General features: G+C 65.9%; 15 protein-coding genes and 1 pseudogene. 6 read left to right on the forward strand and 10 right to left on the reverse strand.

All coding sequences use genetic code 11. The features are described from left to right. The first annotated feature begins 32 nt into the window (after positions 1–32). From BRSPCE3_RS17420 to BRSPCE3_RS17430, 3 genes are read left to right on the forward strand one after another with little or no spacing between them, the layout of a single operon-like run. A complete protein-coding gene (locus tag BRSPCE3_RS17420) occupies positions 33–881 on the forward strand; it encodes an MBL fold metallo-hydrolase (RefSeq protein WP_244067170.1) in 849 nt (282 codons plus the stop codon). Between the two features lie 12 nt (positions 882–893). Next, a complete protein-coding gene (locus tag BRSPCE3_RS17425; RefSeq protein WP_244067171.1) occupies positions 894–2465 on the forward strand; it encodes an isochorismatase family protein in 1572 nt (523 codons plus the stop codon). A 9-nt stretch (positions 2466–2474) separates the two neighbouring features. Then, a complete protein-coding gene (locus BRSPCE3_RS17430) occupies positions 2475–3101 on the forward strand; it encodes an FMN-dependent NADH-azoreductase (protein ID WP_244067172.1) in 627 nt (208 codons plus the stop codon). Positions 3102–3341: 240 nt separating this feature from the next. Here BRSPCE3_RS17430 and BRSPCE3_RS17435 read toward each other — a convergent pair. From BRSPCE3_RS17435 to BRSPCE3_RS17445, 3 genes and pseudogenes are all read right to left on the reverse strand, one after another. Next, a pseudogene (locus tag BRSPCE3_RS17435) lies at positions 3342–4277 on the reverse strand (sensor histidine kinase); the annotation flags it as partial. A gap of 424 nt (positions 4278–4701) precedes the next feature. Further along, positions 4702–5394, reverse strand: coding sequence for a response regulator transcription factor (locus tag BRSPCE3_RS17440; RefSeq protein ID WP_244067174.1), 693 nt, complete (start codon positions 5392–5394; stop codon positions 4702–4704). Between the two features lie 152 nt (positions 5395–5546). Then, positions 5547–6056, reverse strand: a complete 510-nt coding sequence (locus BRSPCE3_RS17445; protein WP_244067175.1) for a hypothetical protein — start codon at positions 6054–6056, stop codon at positions 5547–5549. A 429-nt stretch (positions 6057–6485) separates the two neighbouring features. Between BRSPCE3_RS17445 and BRSPCE3_RS17450 the strand changes: the two genes are divergently transcribed. Beyond that, positions 6486–7949, forward strand: a complete 1464-nt coding sequence (locus BRSPCE3_RS17450) for a catalase (protein ID WP_244067176.1) — start codon at positions 6486–6488, stop codon at positions 7947–7949. 185 nt (positions 7950–8134) lie between these two features. Here BRSPCE3_RS17450 and BRSPCE3_RS17455 read toward each other — a convergent pair whose 3' ends face one another. From BRSPCE3_RS17455 to BRSPCE3_RS17470, 4 genes are all read right to left on the reverse strand, one after another. Then, positions 8135–10480: a Tex family protein gene (locus tag BRSPCE3_RS17455; RefSeq protein ID WP_244067177.1), complete on the reverse strand. Its 2346-nt coding sequence runs from the start codon at positions 10478–10480 to the stop codon at positions 8135–8137. Positions 10481–10595: 115 nt separating this feature from the next. Next, complete coding sequence (locus BRSPCE3_RS17460; protein WP_244067178.1) at positions 10596–11450, reverse strand: amidohydrolase; 855 nt, start codon at positions 11448–11450, stop codon at positions 10596–10598. Beyond that, positions 11447–12472: an aldo/keto reductase gene (locus BRSPCE3_RS17465; protein ID WP_244067268.1), complete on the reverse strand. Its 1026-nt coding sequence runs from the start codon at positions 12470–12472 to the stop codon at positions 11447–11449. Before BRSPCE3_RS17465 ends, BRSPCE3_RS17460 begins: the two co-directional genes overlap by 4 nt. Before the next feature lie 182 nt (positions 12473–12654). Further along, on the reverse strand, positions 12655–12945 hold the full coding sequence (locus BRSPCE3_RS17470; protein WP_244067179.1) for a monooxygenase: 291 nt from the start codon (positions 12943–12945) through the stop codon (positions 12655–12657). On the opposite strand from BRSPCE3_RS17470, the gene BRSPCE3_RS17475 reads away from it, so the two are divergent. Continuing rightward, on the forward strand, positions 12929–13630 hold the full coding sequence (locus tag BRSPCE3_RS17475; protein ID WP_244067180.1) for a TetR/AcrR family transcriptional regulator: 702 nt from the start codon (positions 12929–12931) through the stop codon (positions 13628–13630). The genes BRSPCE3_RS17470 and BRSPCE3_RS17475 overlap by 17 nt on opposite strands. A 38-nt stretch (positions 13631–13668) precedes the next feature. After that, positions 13669–14073: a GFA family protein gene (locus BRSPCE3_RS17480; protein WP_244067181.1), complete on the forward strand. Its 405-nt coding sequence runs from the start codon at positions 13669–13671 to the stop codon at positions 14071–14073. 18 nt (positions 14074–14091) lie between these two features. On the opposite strand, the gene BRSPCE3_RS17485 is transcribed toward BRSPCE3_RS17480, so the two are convergent. From BRSPCE3_RS17485 to BRSPCE3_RS17495, 3 genes are all read right to left on the reverse strand, one after another. After that, the gene (locus tag BRSPCE3_RS17485; protein ID WP_244067182.1) at positions 14092–14931 is read right to left on the reverse strand and encodes a class I SAM-dependent methyltransferase; all 840 of its coding nucleotides are present in this window, start codon (positions 14929–14931) and stop codon (positions 14092–14094) included. Between the two features lie 86 nt (positions 14932–15017). Next, positions 15018–15866, reverse strand: a complete 849-nt coding sequence (locus BRSPCE3_RS17490; protein ID WP_244067183.1) for an alpha/beta fold hydrolase — start codon at positions 15864–15866, stop codon at positions 15018–15020. 74 nt (positions 15867–15940) lie between these two features. Continuing rightward, on the reverse strand, positions 15941–16990 hold the full coding sequence (locus BRSPCE3_RS17495) for a hypothetical protein (protein ID WP_244067184.1): 1050 nt from the start codon (positions 16988–16990) through the stop codon (positions 15941–15943). Positions 16991–17118 lie beyond the last annotated feature (128 nt).

Below are 17118 nucleotides of genomic sequence, written 5' to 3' on the forward strand. Positions count from 1 at the left end.
ATAACAACGAACACGAATTGGGAGGGACAGAGATGCCGTTGGAGATCAAGATTCTGGACTATGGCGATATCGAGCTGGAATCGAGCTTCCTCGTGCTCGGGCACAATTGCGGCCGCACCCGCCGCGTGCTGACGCTCGGCTTCCTGATCCTCGGCGGCCCCTACCCTGTGCTGGTCGACACCGGTTATCGCTCCAACCAGATCATGGAGACGCTCGGCATGCGCGGCCTTCAGTTCCACGAGAACATGATCGAAAACCAGCTCGCCCGCCACGGCGTGCGGATGGGCGACGTTCGCTTCGTCTGCCACACCCATCTGCACATCGATCATGCCGGCAAGGACGATCTGTTCCCGATGAACACCACCGTCGTGGTCAACCGCAAGGAGCTGGAATACTCCGTCTCCGGCCTGATGCATCCGCAATACCCGGCGCCCGACATCAAGCATTTGATCGACCGCCTGCACACCAAGAGCGCGCTGCGCTTCCTCGACCTCGAGATCACCGGCCCGGCGGAATTGATGCCGGGCGTCTATTGCGACGCCGCCAATGCGCACACTGAGGGCTCGATGAACATCCACGTCCACACCGCGGACGGGATCGCGACGATCTGCGGCGACGTGATCTATGATTTCAACGACCAGATCGTGAATCCCTTCAACGAGATCCACGACGCCGAGCCGCGCACCACCGGCAACCACGGCACCAGCAAGCGCGCCGAGAAGGCCGCGATCAAGAAGCTGCTCTCCAGCTCGCGCTATCTGCTGCCGGTGCATGATCGCCCGGCCAAGATCGAGGGTGGCATGGTGGTCGGTCGTCTGCACGACCAGGTGCCCGGGCCGGTCGTGCAGAGCCTGCCGCAGCGCAACTGGTTCCCGGCGTAGAGGATTGAGGCGATGACGCATGTCACGCTGCGCAGCGCGTTCGAAGACCTGATCGATCCCTATGCGCCGGTCGGCCAGGTCGGGACCGGCTTCGATTTCACCGAGGGCCCGATCTGGCATCCCCTCGAGCACTTCCTGCTGTTCTCCGACATGCCCGGCGACGTGCGCCGGCGCTGGGATGCGCGGCGCGGCGTGGTCGAGGTCAAGCGCCCATCGAACAAATGCAACGGCATGACCTATGATGCCGACCTCAATCTGATCGTCTGCGAGCATGCGACGTCCTCGCTGATCCGCGAGCGGCCCGACGGACGACGCGAGGTACTGGCGTCGCATTACGAGAACCAGGAGCTCAACAGTCCGAACGATGTCTGCGTGCATTCTTCCGGCGCGATCTATTTCTCCGATCCCTGGTACGGCCGCATGCCGGTCTACGGCGTCGAGCGGCCGCGCCAGCTCGGCTTCCAAGGCGTCTATCGCGTGCCGCCGGGCGGCGGCGCGCCAAAGCTGCTGGTCGATCGTTATCTGTTCGAGCAGCCGAACGGGCTGTGCTTCTCGCCCGACGAACGCATCCTCTATGTCAACGACACGGTGCAGGCGCTGATCCGCGCCTTCGATGTCGGCGCCGACGGCGCGCTCGGCAATCCGCGGGTGTTCGCCTCCGGCATCCGCTCCGAGCTCGAGCCGGGCGTGCCCGACGGAATGAAGTGCGACCAGCGCGGCAATGTCTGGGTCACCGCCCCCGGCGGCGTCTGGGTCTATTCGCCTGACGGCAACCTGCTCGGCAAAGTCCGCCTGCCCGAACTGGTCGCCAATCTCGCCTGGGGCGGCGCCGAGTTCCGTACGCTGTATCTGACCGCGACCCATTCGGTCTACGCGATCCCGACCAAGGTCGGGCCGCGCCACGAGCCCTATATGAGCGGCAAACGCGGCGGCACGAGTGCCGCAACGTCCGCGTCCGCGCCGAACCTGACGGCCGCCGAGATGCAACTCGATCCGCAGCGCTGCGCGATGATCATCCAGGACATGCAGAACGACGTCATCATGGACGGGGGCGCCTTCGCCGAATCCGGCGCGCCCGCGCATGCCCGCCAGCAGCATGTCGTCGAGAATGTCCGCCGCGTCGCCGAGGCCGCGCGCGCGCGCGGCGTCGCCATCATCCATGTCTGGTTCGTGGTCGAGCCGGGGGCGCCCGGCGTCACCTTGAACGCGCCGCTGTTCGAGGGGCTGGTCGACAGCAAGGCGATGGTGCGCGGCAGTTGGGGCGCCGCTCCGGTCTCGGGGCTCGAGCCGCGTCCGGGCGATTTCGTGGTCGAGAAGATGCGGATGAGCGCCTGGGAGGGCACCAGGCTGGAAACCATCCTGAAAGCCACCGGCCGCGACATGATCATCAACACCGGGGCCTGGACCAACATGTCGGTCGAGCACACCGCGCGCACCGGCGCCGACAAGGGCTATTTCATGATCGTGCCGGAGGATTGCTGCTCGACCATGAATGCCGACTGGCACAACGCCGCGATCAATTTCGCGCTGCAGAACGTCTCCGTGGTCACCAACGCCGACACCGTCATCAAGGCGCTGGGTTGAGGAGGCGCGGTGCCGAAGCTGCTGCATCTGAACTGCTCACCCCGTGCCGATTCGGAATCGGCAGCCGGCGCGCGGATCTTTCTCGATCGCTTCCGCGAGGCGCGGCCGGACTGGGAGATCGACGCGATGAATCTCTGGCGCGAACCGTTGCCGGAGTTCGAGGGTTATCTGCTCGAGGCCAAGTACGCCCGGATCGGCGGCAAGGCCTTCACCAATTCGCAGCATGATGCCTTCGCCATCGCCGAGCGCCTGGCGCTGCGGCTGTCGCTGGCCGATCGCGTACTGGTCTCGACCCCGATGTGGAATTTTTCCATTCCCTACAAGCTCAAGCAGTGGCTCGACGTCATCATCCAGCCCGGGCTGACCTTCCGCTTCGATCCGGCGTTAGGTTATCTGCCGCTGCTCAAGGATCGGCCCACCGTCGTGATCGTCGCCAGTGGCAGCGATTTCGTCACCGGCATGAACCGCGGCCGTATCGACATGGCGACGCCCTATCTGCGCGAGGTGCTGCGCTTCATCGGTATCAGCGACGTGCGCTTCGTGCCGATCGGCCCAACCACCGGGCCCGCGGAGCCGATCCGTGTAGCGCGCGAGGCGGCGCAGCGGCGGCTGACGGAGATGGCGGGGAGGTTTTGACTGGCTCTCACACACTGTCGTCCTGGCGAAAGCCAGGACCCATAATCACCGAATTTGATTGTGAATGAGATCGTTGCCCCAGCGTCGCATGACAATTGCCGATTGGGATAATGGGTCCTGGCTTTCGCCAGGACGACGGCGAGTGTGTGGTCGATGGTAAATCGTAGGGTGGGTCAGCACAGCGTAACCCGCATCGTCGCCGGATGGTGATGGCGTTGGTGGGTTACGCCGTGCTCCTCCCTACGTTTCCGCTGCCGGAAACACCAGCCTGCACAACAATCCCGGCGCGTTGTCGCGCAATTCGATCCGTGCGCCGTGTAGGCTCGCGACTGCCGCGACCAGGCTGAGGCCGAGGCCGTTGCCCGGGGTGTAGCGGCTCTGCTCGAGCCGGTAGAATCGCTTGAACACCCGATCGTGCTGCTCGGCGGGGATGCCAGGGCCGTCATCCGTGATCGAAATCACCGCGCCGCGTTCATCATTGTCGCAGGTCACCGTCACCCGTCCGCCCGGTCGGCCGTGCTTGATGGCGTTGTCGACGAGATTGGCGATGGCGTCGAACAGCAGGTCACGGTCGCCGGTCACCAGCACCGCCGCATCACCGGCGAGATCAAGGCGGGTGGTGACCTCTTCAGCCGCGGCATCGTAGAGCTCGACCACCTCGCCGGCGATCTCGACCAGATTGACGGTGCGAAACGCGCCCTTGCGGGCCCGCGTCTCGATTTCGGAGATCCGCGTGATCGACGCGAACATCCCGAGCACCGCGTCGAGATCGGCGATGGTGTCGCCGATCAGCGCCGCGTCGCCCTCCCCGTTACGCGGCGTATGATAGGCCTTCTCGAGCCGGCCGCGCATCCGGGTCAGCGGCGTACGCAGGTCGTGGGCGATGTTCTCGCTGACCTGCTTGACGTCGCCCATCAGGGTCTGGATGCGGTCCAGCATCAGATTGAGGTTCTCGGCGACGCGATCCCATTCGTCGTGGCTTCCATGCAGCGGGATGCGCTGGTCGAGGCCGGAGAGCATGATGGCGCGGCTGGTCGCATTGATCGATTCGATCCGCCCCACGGTTCGCCGCGTGACCCCGATGCTGGCGGCAGCCGCAAGCCCGATGATCAGCACGACGGCCGCAATGCCTGCGGCCCTGATCTGCGCCATGAAGCCGTCGAGATCGCTGATGTCGTAGCCGACCAGCAACCGATCGCCGTTCGACAAGGTCTCCGCCACGGCTCGCACCTGCGCGGTTCCCGAAGCGAGCCGCGGCAACGAGGTCCGAAATTCCTGCCATCCCTGCCCGACGACGTCCGCCGGCCATTGTTTGAGATTTCCGGCCAGCACCTCCGATCCTGGGCCAACCAGCAGGTAGATGTGATCCGCAAAGCCCTTGTCCGCGATGCGCTGCGCGATCAACGCGGCCAGACCATCGCGGCCGGACCGCGCATAGGCATCGTCGAGGCTCGCCTGCTCCGTGACGATGGCGCGGTCGGACCTGTCGCGCACATAGGACAGCGTCGACCAGTAGACATAGGCGAAGATCGCGGACACGATCAGGCCGAACACGCCGATGGCGATCAACGCCAGGCGGAAGGTCGATGACCTGAGGGTCTTAGCCAGGAGCACGGAGGCAGTACCCGATGCCGCGGATGGTGTGGATCAGCGGATAGGCCTGCTGATCGTCGACCTTGCGGCGCACCCGCCCGACATAGACGTCGATGATGTTGGTCGAGGGATCGAAGTGCAGGTCCCAAACGTGCTGCAACAGCATGGCGCGCGATACCACGCGGCCCTCGTTGCGCGCGAGATACTCGAGCAGCTGGAATTCCTTCGGCAATAGCGGAATCTTCCGGCCACGGCGGCTCGCCGTCCGCGCGATCAGATCGACCGCGAGATCGCCGACCCGCAGAATGGTCTCCTTGGCAACGGTCTCGCTACGGCGGCCCAGCGCTTCCAGCCGCGCCAGCAGCTCGACGAAGGAGAACGGCTTGACCAGATAGTCGTCGCCGCCGGCACGCAAGCCGCGCACGCGATCATCGACCTCGCCGAGCGCGCTGATGATCAGGAACGGCACCGCGATGCCGTCGTCGCGCATCTGGCGCATCACCGCAATGCCGTCGATATCGGGCAACATGCGATCGATCGTGATCACGGCATAGTCGCGCGCCGCCCCCTGGCTGAGCGCCTCACGGCCGTTCGCCGCCAGGTCCACCTCGTAGCCACTGATGGTGAGCTCCTCGACGAGCTGATCCGCGGTTTCAGGATCGTCCTCGACGACGAGAATGCGGCGGTGAGCTCCGGTCATCTTGTTGAACTCTCCGAGTTGTCTTGAACTCTCCGAGTTCTCACACTCTCCGAGCGCCCGCGCCCCGCGACGATCGCCGCCAGACTATCCCATTCCGGGGCTGGATGGAACGCCTGGCGACGACCGCGACAACGGTGCGGTTGGTTGGGCGATCACCAATAGTCCCCGCACACATTGACCCATTGCAGGCCGTAGGCCGTCCATACCCTGCGGTAACAGCCGTCGTAATAATCGGCATAGACGTAAGGCCCGCCGAAGAATGCGAAGCGATGGAAGCGGTGATGATGGAAGAAGCCGCCATGATGGAAGAAGCGACCGCCGTGGAAACCGGCGCCGGCAAATCGCGGGCCGAACGCGGGAGCGCCTGCGAAGCGCGCGCCGCCGAAATGCCCGCCGCCGCCCATGGCGGCAAACGCCATGCCGCCGCCACGCATACCGCCGCCGAAACCACCGCCATGCATGCCGCCGCCAAAGCCGCCACCGTGCATGCCGCCGCCCATGGCACCAGCAAAGCCACCGCCGTGGCCGCCACCGAAGCCACCGCCGCCGCCATGTCCGCCACCACCTCCACCACCGCCGCCTCTGGCGAGGGCAGCGGGTGCGAACGCAACGCTGACTGCGAGCGTCGCAGCCGTGAGACACGTGAGAAGCCTGTTCTTCATGAAACCCTCCCTGATTGGGACCGCGGCGAACCTCTCGTCGCCGCATGCAGAGGACGATCAGAAGACGCAAGCGTGAGGCCGACTTCAACTGACAAATGCGCCAGATTCTGACATCCGATTTAGGATTGGCGAACGCGCCGGCAGGTGCGGCAAATGGCTGGATCAAGGCCACGACTGCGTTGGCCGAGATCGACGGACATTTGGCTGGAATCAGCGGCTGGCGCGCGTTGATTCGATCCGCCGGGTTTCTTAATCCTGCACCTATCCAAAACACGACGTCGTCGTGGCGGGATCGCCGGTCCGGTTCACAATTTGTCGATCGCCGGGTTTCCGTCGCGCCGGCCGCAACCCATCCACGATGCAATCGTCTTCACCGGGCTTCTCTCAGCGCCGGGACGACGAGTGCTGACTTCCAGCAAGGAGCTATCGATGAGCGACGAGACCAAACGCCCGTTTTTGACCCACGCCTCCGGCGCACCCGTTGCCGATAATGTGAACATCATGACCGCGGGTCCGCGCGGCCCGGCGCTGCTGCAGGACGTCTGGCTGATCGAGAAGCTCGCGCATTTTCACCGCGAAGTGATCCCGGAGCGCCGGATGCACGCCAAGGGCGCCGGCGCGCACGGCACCTTCACCGTCACCCACGACATCACGCGCTACACCAAGGCCAGCATCTTCGCGGAGATCGGCAAGCAGACGCCGATGTTCGCGCGGTTCTCGACCGTCGCCGGCGAACGCGGCGCCGCCGATGCCGAGCGCGACATCCGCGGCTTCGCGCTGAAATTCTACAGCGATGAAGGCAATTGGGATGTGGTGGGCAACAACACGCCGGTGTTCTTCTTCCGCGATCCCCTGCGCTTCATCGACCTCAACCACGCGATCAAGCGCCATCCGCGCACTGGCGTGCGTGACCCCGACATGAACTGGGATTTCTGGACGCTGCTGCCGGAAGCGCTGCACCAGGTCACCATCGTCATGAGCGAGCGCGGTATCCCCAGGAGCTTCCGCCATCAGCACGGCTTCGGCAGCCACACCTACAGCTTCATCAACGCCGGCAACGAGCGGGTCTGGGTGAAGTTCCACTTCCGCACCCGGCAGGGCGTCGAGAATCTGACCGACGCCGAGGCCGAGGCGCTGGTCGGCAAGGACCGCGAAAGCCACCAGCGCGACCTGTTCAACAGCATCGAGCATGGCGATTTCCCGCGTTGGACGCTGTTCATCCAGGTGATGACGGACGCGCAAGCCGAGGCCTTCAAGTTCAACCCGTTCGATCTGACCAAGGTATGGCCGAAGGCGGAGTATCCCCTGATCGAGGTCGGGTATTTCGAGCTCAATCGCAACCCGGAGAATTTCTTCGCCGAGGTCGAGCAGGCCGCGTTCACGCCGGCCAACGTCGTGCCCGGGATCGGCTATTCACCGGACAAGATGCTGCAGGCCCGCCTGTTCTCCTATGGCGACGCGCAGCGCTACCGGCTCGGCGTCAACCACCACCAGATCCCGGTCAACGCACCGAAATGCCCGTTCCACAGCTATCACCGCGACGGCGCGATGCGCACCGACGGCAATCTCGGCGCCACGCTGACCTATTGGCCGAACAGCCATGGCGAATGGACCGACCAGCCGCAGCTCAACGAGCCGCCGCTGGAAATCTCAGGCGCGGCCGCGCATTGGGATCATCGCGTTGATGAGGACCACTGGCAGCAGCCGGGAAATCTGTTCCGCAAGATGAGTGCGGCCCAAAAGCAGGCGCTGTTCGACAACACCGCCCGCCAGGTCGGCCAGGCGTCGAAGCACATCCAGGACCGGCATGTCGCGAATTGCAGCAAGGCCGATCCGGGTTACGGCAAGGGTGTCGCTGACGCGCTCGCGCGGTTTGCGGCGGGAAAGCTTTAGCGCAAGCCGGGACGGATCAAGTACCGCTTTCGCTCCGTCATCCCCGCGCAATGGCGCAGCCATTGTCGCTGGACGAGCGCGCAGCGCGTCTCGAAGGATGCACGGGCACAGTCTGGCCGTCGTGCTTCGAGACGGCCGCTACGCGGCCTCCTCAGCATGACGGGGATTGCGCCCGCATAGCGGACCTAAGTCGGCTTGCCGCGGCCGCTCTTCTCGGCGGCGCGGCGTAGCGCCTCGGCGAGCGCGCCGCCGCCGGACTGCTCCTGCGGACGGCGCGGCGCCGACGACGTCATCTTGGCGGAGCCGCGCGAGAAATCGCGTGACGGTCCCGCGTTGTCCTTCTTCGGACCGATCTCGTCGTCAAGCCGCAAGGTCAGCGCGATGCGCTTGCGCGCGACCTCGACGTCCAGCACCTTGACCTTGACGATGTCGCCCGGCTTCACCACCTCGCGCGGGTCCTTGATGAAATTCCGCGACATCGCCGAGATGTGCACCAGCCCGTCCTGGTGCACGCCGATATCGACGAACGCGCCAAAGGCGGCGACGTTGGTCACCGTGCCCTCGAGGATCATGCCCTTCTTGAGGTCCTTGACCTCCTCGACGCCGTCCTTGAACACTGCCGCCTTGAACGCCGGACGCGGGTCGCGGCCGGGCTTTTCCAGCTCGCGCAGAATGTCGGTGACGGTCGGCAGGCCGAACGTATCGTCGACAAAGGATTGCGGCCTGAGCCCGCGCACCACGTCGGCGTTGCCGATCAGCGCCTTGATGTCGCTCTTGGTCGCCTCGAGGATGCGGCGCACCACCGGATAGGCTTCCGGATGCACGCCGGATGAATCGAGCGGGTCCTCGCCATTGCTGATGCGCAGGAAGCCGGCGCATTGCTCGAACGCCTTCGGTCCGAGCCGCGGCACCTCCTTGAGCGCCTTGCGCGACTTGAACGGGCCGTTGGCGTCGCGGTGCTGCACGATGCTCTGCGCGAGCCCCTGCCCGATGCCCGACACCCGCGCCAGCAGCGGCACCGAGGCCGTGTTGGCATCGACGCCGACGGCGTTCACGCAGTCTTCCACCACCGCATCGAGCGAGCGCGCCAGCTTGGCCTCGCCGAGATCGTGTTGGTACTGACCGACGCCGATCGCCTTCGGTTCGATCTTGACCAATTCGGCCAGCGGATCCTGCAGGCGCCGCGCGATCGAGACCGCACCGCGAATGGTGACGTCGAGGTCGGGCAATTCGCTCGAGGCGAAGGCGGAGGCCGAATAGACCGACGCGCCGGCCTCGGAGACCACGATCTTGGTCATCTTGCGCTCGGGCAGCCGCTTCACCAGCTCGGCGGCGAGCTTGTCGGTCTCGCGTGAAGCCGTGCCGTTGCCGATCGCGATCAGCTCGACGCCGTGCTCGATCGCGAGCTTGCCGAGGATCGCCAGCGCCTCGTCCCAGCGCCGCTGCGGCTCGTGCGGGAAGATCGCGGTATGCGCCACCACCTTGCCGGTGGCATCGATTACCGCGACCTTGACGCCGGTGCGATAGCCGGGATCGAGCCCCATGGTGGCGCGCGGGCCGGCCGGCGCCGCCAGCAGCAGGTCGCGCAGATTGGAAGCGAACACCCGCACCGCTTCGGTCTCGGCCGCGGTCCAAAGCCGCATCCGCAGGTCGATGTTGAGATGAATCTGGATCTTGGTGCGCCAGGCCCAGCGCACGGTCTCCGTCAGCCACTTGTCGCCCTTGCGGCCCTGGCTGGAGATCGCAAAGCGGTTCATGATCCGGAGCTCGTAGAGACCGGGCACGCCGACCACAGGCTCCTGCGCTTCCGGCTTGATCGCGAGATCGAGTATCTCTTCCTTCTCGCCGCGGAACAGCGCCAGGATGCGGTGCGACGGCAGCTTCGGCAACGGTTCGGAGAAATCGAAATAGTCCTTGAACTTCTCGCCCTCGGTTTTCTTGCCGGTGCGGACGGTCGAGGCCATGATGCCGTTCGACCACATCTCCTCGCGCAGCGCGCCGATCAGGTCGGCATCCTCGGCGAAGCGCTCGACCAGGATGGCGCGGGCGCCGTCCAGCGCGGCGGCGACGTCGGCGACCTGCTTCTCGGCATTGACGAAGGGGGCAGCCGCCTCGTTCGGGTCGTGCTGCGGTTGGCTCAGGAGCTGATCGGCGAGCGGCTCGAGCCCGGCCTCCTTGGCGATCTCGGCCTTGGTGCGGCGCTTCGGCTTGTACGGCAGGTAGATGTCTTCCAGACGGCCCTTGCTGTCGGCCGCCATGATCTGGGCTTCGAGCGCGGCATCGAGCTTGCCCTGCTCGCGGATCGAGTTGAGCACCGCGGTGCGGCGTTCCTCGAGCTCGCGCAAGTATGTCAGCCGCTCCTCCAGCGTGCGCAGCTGTGCGTCATCGAGCGCGCCGGTGAGCTCCTTGCGGTATCGCGCGATGAACGGCACCGTAGCGCCGCCGTCGAGCAGCGTCACCGCCGCCTCGACCTGCTCGTCGCGAACCCCCAGCTCCTGCGCAATCTGATGATGAATCTTTGCCACGCTCATCTCTCTGAAATTCCATTGCGTCGCCGGATCACCGACGGCGCGGACGCCGCTTATGGACCATCCCGGAATGATTCATCAAGGCGCGCTGTGGATCAAATTGGGCGCACGCCGCAATCTATTTCCGGGATGTTTGACGCCCGCGGCTTGACAAATAAACCCGCGCCGCATTGCCGCCGAAAATCGCGGCCTTTGCGTCACTTGACAAATCAGCCAGCAGAGTCTCCGCCGCCTCGAACCAGTGTGCATAGCCGCCGGCGAGATTGATGACAGGCCAATCGCTGCCCCACAGCATCCGTTGCGGGGAGAAACATGCCAGTGCATGATCCACCGCCTCGCGCAAGTCGGCGAGCTGCCAGTTCGGCGCCGCCTCCGTCGCAAGACCCGACAGCTTGCAGACGACGTTGGAGCGGGTGGCCAGGCTTGCGATGTCGTCCTTCCAGGCCGCGATGTCACCGGTTGCGAGCTGCGGCTTGCCGAAATGGTCGAGCACGAATTGCAGGTCGGGATGACGATCGACCACCTGAATGAGCCGCGGCAAATGGCGCGGCAGCACCAGTGCGTCGAACACGAGGCCGTACTGCGCCATAGCCTCGAGCGGCGCGGCCAGTTCCGGCCGCAGCAGCCAGTCATCGTCGGCGATGTCCTGCACCATCGGCCGCAGGCCGACCAGCAGTTCGCGATCGGCTGCCGCGTCGACCCGCGTCGCGGCGTCGTCAGCATCGAAATCGATCCAGCCGACCACGCCGCGCACCTGCTCGGTGCCTTTGGCCACATCGAGCATGAACGCCGTCTCGGCTTCAGTCGGTGCGGCCTGCACCAGGATGGTGCCTTCGATCGCGGCCGCTGCGAGGTGCGGCGCCAGATCGGCCAGGCCGAAGTCGCGATAGATCGGCCCGCGCTCGGGCGTCAGCCAGCCGTAATCGGCGCGGGCCAGGGTCCAGACGTGGTGATGGGCATCGATCCGCATCATGCCGGCACCGGCGCGTGCAGGTCGAGCAGCCGCTCGGCCTTCAGATCACGCCACAGCGCGGCCGGGACGGGCGACGACAAGGCGGCGACGTTGCGCTCAACCTCCTGCGGCGTCTGCGCGCCGAGCACGAGGCTCGCGACCGCGGGATGGCCGAGCGCGAAATGCAGCGCCGCGGTCGGCAGCGGCACGCCATGGGCGCGGCAGACGCGCTCGATCGCCGCGACCTTCTGCATCACGTCGGGCGGCGCGTCCTTGTAATTGTACTTGGCGCCGGCAACCGCGCCGGTCGCCAGGATGCCGGAATTGAACACGCCGCCGAGCATCATGCCGATGCCTTGCTTCTCTGCCAGCGGCAGGAACTCGGCGAGCGCCGGCTGCTCCAGCAGCGAGTAGCGGCCGGCCAGCAGCATGGTGTCGAAGGTGCCCGCCTTGGCGAAGCGCACGCACATCTCGGCCTCGTTGACACCGATCCCGATGCCCTTGACCACGCGCTCGGCGCGAAGCTTGTCGAGCGCGACGTAGGCACCCTCCATCGCCTCGCGAAACCGCGCCTCGATCGCGTCGGCTCCGTGGGTCCAGACGTCGACGTCGTGGATCAGCAGCAGCTCGATGCGATCGGTGCCGAGCCGCAGCAACGACTGCTCGACCGAGCGCATGGTACCGTCATAGGAATAGTCGAACACCGCGCGGTGCGGCGCGCCGCCGGCGAAATTGGAGCCATCGCCGCGGCCGTGAAATGGGTCCATCCAGCGACCGACCTTGGTGCAGACGACGATTTCGTCGCGTGCCACGCGACGCAGCGCGGTGCCGCTGCGATGCTCGGCGAGGCCATGGCCATAGAGCGGGGAGGAATCCAGCAGGTTGACCCCCAGCGCGAAGGCCCGCTCCGCCGCCGCGATCGCGGTCGCATCATCGAGCTGCACGAAGAGATCGCCGAGCGGCGCGGTGCCGAAGCCGAGGATGGAGACATCGAGCCCGGTGCGACCGAGCCTGCGACGCGGCAGCGCCGAAGCAGGCGCCAGATGTGAGGATGAAGATTGGTTCACCGTGACGGCTCCCGTGCAGTTTTCTTGCTTGCAGGGGACACTAGCCTCGCAGGCGCGCCGAGCACAAGCGGACGCGCGTCGCGCTTCACATGCAGGCAACGGGCCGACCGACGGTCAAAAGTTCCGTACCACCGCCGATCTGCGATGACGGCGCCTTCCTATTCGTCGCCGGAGCGGATCTCCTCGGCGATGTTGTCGACCACCACGGGGCTCTCGAAATAGGCGACCGTCGGATCGGCGCCATATTTCTCGCGGGCACCGGCGCGCCATGCATCGGTGTACAGTGCTTCCGCCTCGCCCCGCGAGTTCCAGAAATAGATCCCGCCGGCCGTCATGCCGTCCTCGGACAGCACGTAGGTCTTGCGAAACAGCCCCTGAACGCCGCGATAGATCGGCGCGGTGCTCAGGAAGATGCTGCGGGCTTCCTCGCGCGTGATCGGCTTTGGCAATCTGAACGTCGTGACGGCGGTAATCATTTCGATCTCCTGCGGCATCATTCTTGACATCATTGTCAATATTGACGATCGTGTCAAGAATGGCTTGCTGGAGCGAAATCACATGGTAGGCGTGCGCCAATTCGACGAGGACGAGGTGATCGCAACCGCGCTCGACGTGTTCTGGCGCAAGGGATTGCACGACGCGACCATGCAGGACCTCGCGGCGGCGACCGGCGTGCAGCGCGGCAGCCTCTACAACGCCTATGGCGACAAGGAAGCGATCTTCCTGCGCGCCTTCGATCGGTATGCCGCGCAGTTCCTGGAAGCGGCCGGCAATGCGCTGGCCCACCGCGACACGACGACGGCCCTGCAAAATTTCTTCGACATGATCATCGTCAACATGACCGACGGCTCGCCGGCGCGCGGCTGCCTGACCACGCGCACCGCGCTCGATGCCGGGATTTCGAGCGCCGCAGTGCGCCAGCGCGTGCAGGATGTGCTGGGCCGGCTCGAGCAGCTGATCGGCAAGACCCTCGGTGCCACGCCGGGCGGGCGGCGGGCGGCCGACGCCCACCGGCTGGCGCGGGTCATCGTGACCTTCACGCGCGGCCTCGCCGTGATGGAACGCGCCGGCGACAGCCGAAAGCAGTTAAAGGAGTCAGCCGCGACTTTTGTCGACGCGGTGGTGGGCGCCTGAGCGAGATTTGTCTGGTCGACATTCCAGGAGGGATCATCATGACGGATCGAAAGGGCGGCTGCCTGTGCGGCGCGGTGCGCTACGAATTGAAGGCCGAGCCGCGCGGCATCGCGATCTGCCATTGCACGCACTGCCGGCGACAGAGCGGCAGCCTGTTTTCCTTCAACCTCGTGATCCGCGAGACCGACTACCGGCAATCCGGCGAGACTGCCGTATTCATCGATACCGGCGACAGCGGCCAGCCGGTGCATCGCCATTTCTGTGCAGCCTGCGGCTCGCCGATCCTGGCGAAGACGGCGCTGATGCCGGGCAAGGTCGTGGTCAAGGCCGGCACGCTCGACAGCACCGACGGGCTGCAGCCGCAGATCGAGATCTACACCGACCACGCCGTCCCATGGCTTGCGCCGGTCGCAGGCACCACGCGCTTTGCGCAGAATGCGTGACGGCCGGGCCTGCCGCGCTTAGCGCGGCGGCTTGCGCGACCAGGCCCCGACAAAGGTCGGCAGCGCGAACACGCCGTTCGCCGCAACCACCTCGGCGCGCAGCCGCTCGGCAAAGCTGTCCAGCGCGAGCTCCGCCTCGGTGGCGACGCCAAGCTTGAGGATGTGTGGCTGGTTGCTGCGCATCCCGCTCGCCATGTAGTCATAGCCGTCGAAATCAGCGCCGCCGCCGACCGGCGCAAACAGGCTCATGCGCGGCTCCGCAAGCCCGGCTGCGACGAAGACGCCACGCAGCGCAAGACCCATCCGGTTGTTCAACCCCGCGCGCCGGAACATCTCCCTCACCTGGCCCCATGCCTGCGACAGCAGCGGCGACGGCGGATTGGCGATCGGTCCCTCGCCCCAGTCGAGATCCTGGAACGCCACGATGCCGCCGGGCTTGACGTGCTCAAGCAGCTGCCGAACCAGCGCCGCGGGATCCCTGACATAGATCAGCACGAGCCGGCCGACCACCGCATCGAAATCGCGCTCCAGCTCGATCGCGGTGATGTCGCCGACCCGGAACGAGACCTGGCTCAGGCCGAGCGAACGCGCCGTGCTCGCGGCCTCCGCGACGATGGCGGGATTGCTGTCGACGCCGACGACCGCCCCGCTCTCGCCGACCAGGCTTGCGGCGATGAAGGACACGTTGCCGGCCCCGCTTCCGATATCGAGCACCTTCATGCCCGGCGAGAGTCCGGCCTCCCGCAGCAGCTGCCAGGTCGATGCGTCGTAAAGCTGCGACTGCCGCTTGAGCCTGTCGGTCTCCGCGGTCGAGCGCCCCATCACGTAGTTCGGGTCGTAGCCGGATGTCTCTTGCATGGAAGTACCCGCGTCAGTTCGTGAATGGCAGGGGTCGGATTGCCGTTCGTCATCGCGGCTTCGTTGTCGCGCCGTGCTCACTCCGGCTATACACGCGACAAGAAAGCCTGCAGGTCCGCCGCGAAGCGCTGCTCGAACGCGATGGCGCGGTGGGGTGAATGGCCGCAGCCCTCATAGCGGACGATGTCGGCGCGCGGATTGGCGTGCGCGAAGCGCGCCTCGTGGCCCTCGAGCAGGGCCGCCCCACATCCGGGATCGGCCTGGATAATCCTGACGGGACAGAGGAATTCCCGCTCGGTCGGAATCGCCGCAAGCACCGAGGCCGCAACGTTTCCGTCCGCCCAGCACCGCCCGTCCTGCCGTTGCAGCGCCGACGCATGGCTCAGCAGATGACGGGAGCCGAAATGATCGCGGCCGATCCCGCCCATCGGCGTCGGAGAGTCGGCAAGGAACGCAAGGTAGGTGCCGAGCGGCGCGCACGCCTGCTGCCACGCCGCCTGACGCGCGCTGACGATCGCAAACAGTTTTGGGAATGCCGATTTCTCCCACTCGCCCGGCTGGCCGAGATACCATGGCGGATCCTCGAGCAAGGCGGCACGCACATTGACATCATTACGCTGCGCCAGCACGCCGGCAACGCAGCCGCCGAGCGAGTGCCCGACGATCACCGTCGGGCGCCCGATTGCAGCCAGCACCGTCTCCGCGTCCGAAACATAGTCGGCGAGCGCGTAGCGCGCGGCCCGATCGGAGTGGCCGTGTCCGCGGAAGTCCAGGGTCCAGACCCGGTACCGATCGCTGAGCCGACCGCCGATTTCCTGCCACGTGTCGCGGCTCAGCGACAGGCCGTGCAGAAACAGGATCGGCTCACCGTCCGTCGGGCCGTCGACCGATGCGGCAAGCCTGACGCCATCATTGTCGAGCGTGAGATCGGTCACCAAATCCTCCGTTACCAAAATACGATCGGCATCGGGCACCGACGCCCCGGATGCATGCCTGTCGTCCGCCGGCCTCAGCGGCCGATCTGCCGGAACTTGTCGGACAAGCCATCGAGATATCCGACCCAGGTCGAATTGATCGGCTGGTGCTCGATCAGCGCATGAAAGCGGATCATCATGCAGATCAGGAACAGCGGCTGGATGAACGCCGCGCGCACCGTCACCGCCAGCAGGGCCGCGATGAACACGGTGACCAGGGCGCCATACTCCCTGACCGCCTCCGGCAGCCAGACCGTCGCCACGCCGGCGGGGACGAGCAGCAGCAGGCACAGCAGGATGCTCAGGATCCGCTCGACGATGACCATCCAGACCGACGTCGTCAGGATCGGCTTGGCGTTCTGGCAGTAATAGACCAGGCCATCCTGGATGTTGCGCCGGGGATCGTCGCCGCCGCGCGCCAGGTCGTAGGACAGCACCACCTTGTCCAAATAGCGCGTCGCGGCCGACAGGATGGTGTTGAGCAGACCGACGATCGCCTTCATGCCGGGCGCCGGCAGCCATTCGCCGAGCGTATCGAGTGCATTGTGGAATGCGCGCAGCACGGCGCGGATCAGCGCATTGAGCCCGAACAGGATTGCGACCTCGCCGAAGCGGTCCATCACGATCCGGCGGCCATAGGCAAACTGCCCTTCGCTGCCGTTGCCGATACGGCCACGCGTGATCAGCTCGGTCAGCACGGCGACATGGCCGCAGGCGATCACATGCAGCGTGTAGCGCAGGATGGCACCCCAGATCCAGCCGCCGAGCAGCAGGATGCCGAGCAGCCAGCAATAACCGAACACGCTGGCGACATAGGTGCCGAGCCACACCGCGCCGCCCACGGCGACGATGGCCCAAGCCGCGCACGCCGCGGCAAAGCCGAGCAACACGCCCCAGCGCGCCAGCGCATAAGGCAGCGTCTCGAACAACAGCTTCAGCGCGGTGCCAAGGCCGTGGTCACGCACCAGCAGCGGATAGGAATGCGACGGCCCTTGAGACGATCCCTGCGACGTCCCGGCGCCGCGCCATTCGGCTGAACCGCCGCCACCCCGACCGCCGTCGTTGGTCAGACTCATATCAGACATATGGACTCTCTTCGATTGTCGGAATGCGCTGGCTCTCTTCGCAGCATCGTCGGCCGCGGTGCCGGCGATCGGTGCCGGCAGGCCGGTGATCGCTCCGCCAGGCCTCACAGCGCCAACACCCCGGGGCT

It is taken from the genome of Bradyrhizobium sp. Ce-3 (assembly GCF_022835695.1).
In the GTDB taxonomy this organism is placed as follows: domain Bacteria; phylum Pseudomonadota; class Alphaproteobacteria; order Rhizobiales; family Xanthobacteraceae; genus Bradyrhizobium.

Excerpts from the sequence above, each read along its gene's own strand:
- BRSPCE3_RS17420 (WP_244067170.1), top strand. The coding sequence starts at position 33 with ATGCCGTTGGAGATCAAGATTCTGGACTATGGCGATATCGAGCTGGAA.
- BRSPCE3_RS17425 (WP_244067171.1), top strand. The coding sequence starts at position 894 with ATGACGCATGTCACGCTGCGCAGCGCGTTCGAAGACCTGATCGATCCC.
- BRSPCE3_RS17440 (WP_244067174.1), bottom strand. The coding sequence starts at position 5,394 with ATGACCGGAGCTCACCGCCGCATTCTCGTCGTCGAGGACGATCCTGAA.
- BRSPCE3_RS17445 (WP_244067175.1), bottom strand. The coding sequence starts at position 6,056 with ATGAAGAACAGGCTTCTCACGTGTCTCACGGCTGCGACGCTCGCAGTC.
- BRSPCE3_RS17450 (WP_244067176.1), top strand. The coding sequence starts at position 6,486 with ATGAGCGACGAGACCAAACGCCCGTTTTTGACCCACGCCTCCGGCGCA.
- BRSPCE3_RS17455 (WP_244067177.1), bottom strand. The coding sequence starts at position 10,480 with ATGAGCGTGGCAAAGATTCATCATCAGATTGCGCAGGAGCTGGGGGTT.
- BRSPCE3_RS17460 (WP_244067178.1), bottom strand. The coding sequence starts at position 11,450 with ATGATGCGGATCGATGCCCATCACCACGTCTGGACCCTGGCCCGCGCC.
- BRSPCE3_RS17480 (WP_244067181.1), top strand. The coding sequence starts at position 13,669 with ATGACGGATCGAAAGGGCGGCTGCCTGTGCGGCGCGGTGCGCTACGAA.
- BRSPCE3_RS17485 (WP_244067182.1), bottom strand. The coding sequence starts at position 14,931 with ATGCAAGAGACATCCGGCTACGACCCGAACTACGTGATGGGGCGCTCG.
- BRSPCE3_RS17495 (WP_244067184.1), bottom strand. The coding sequence starts at position 16,990 with ATGTCTGATATGAGTCTGACCAACGACGGCGGTCGGGGTGGCGGCGGT.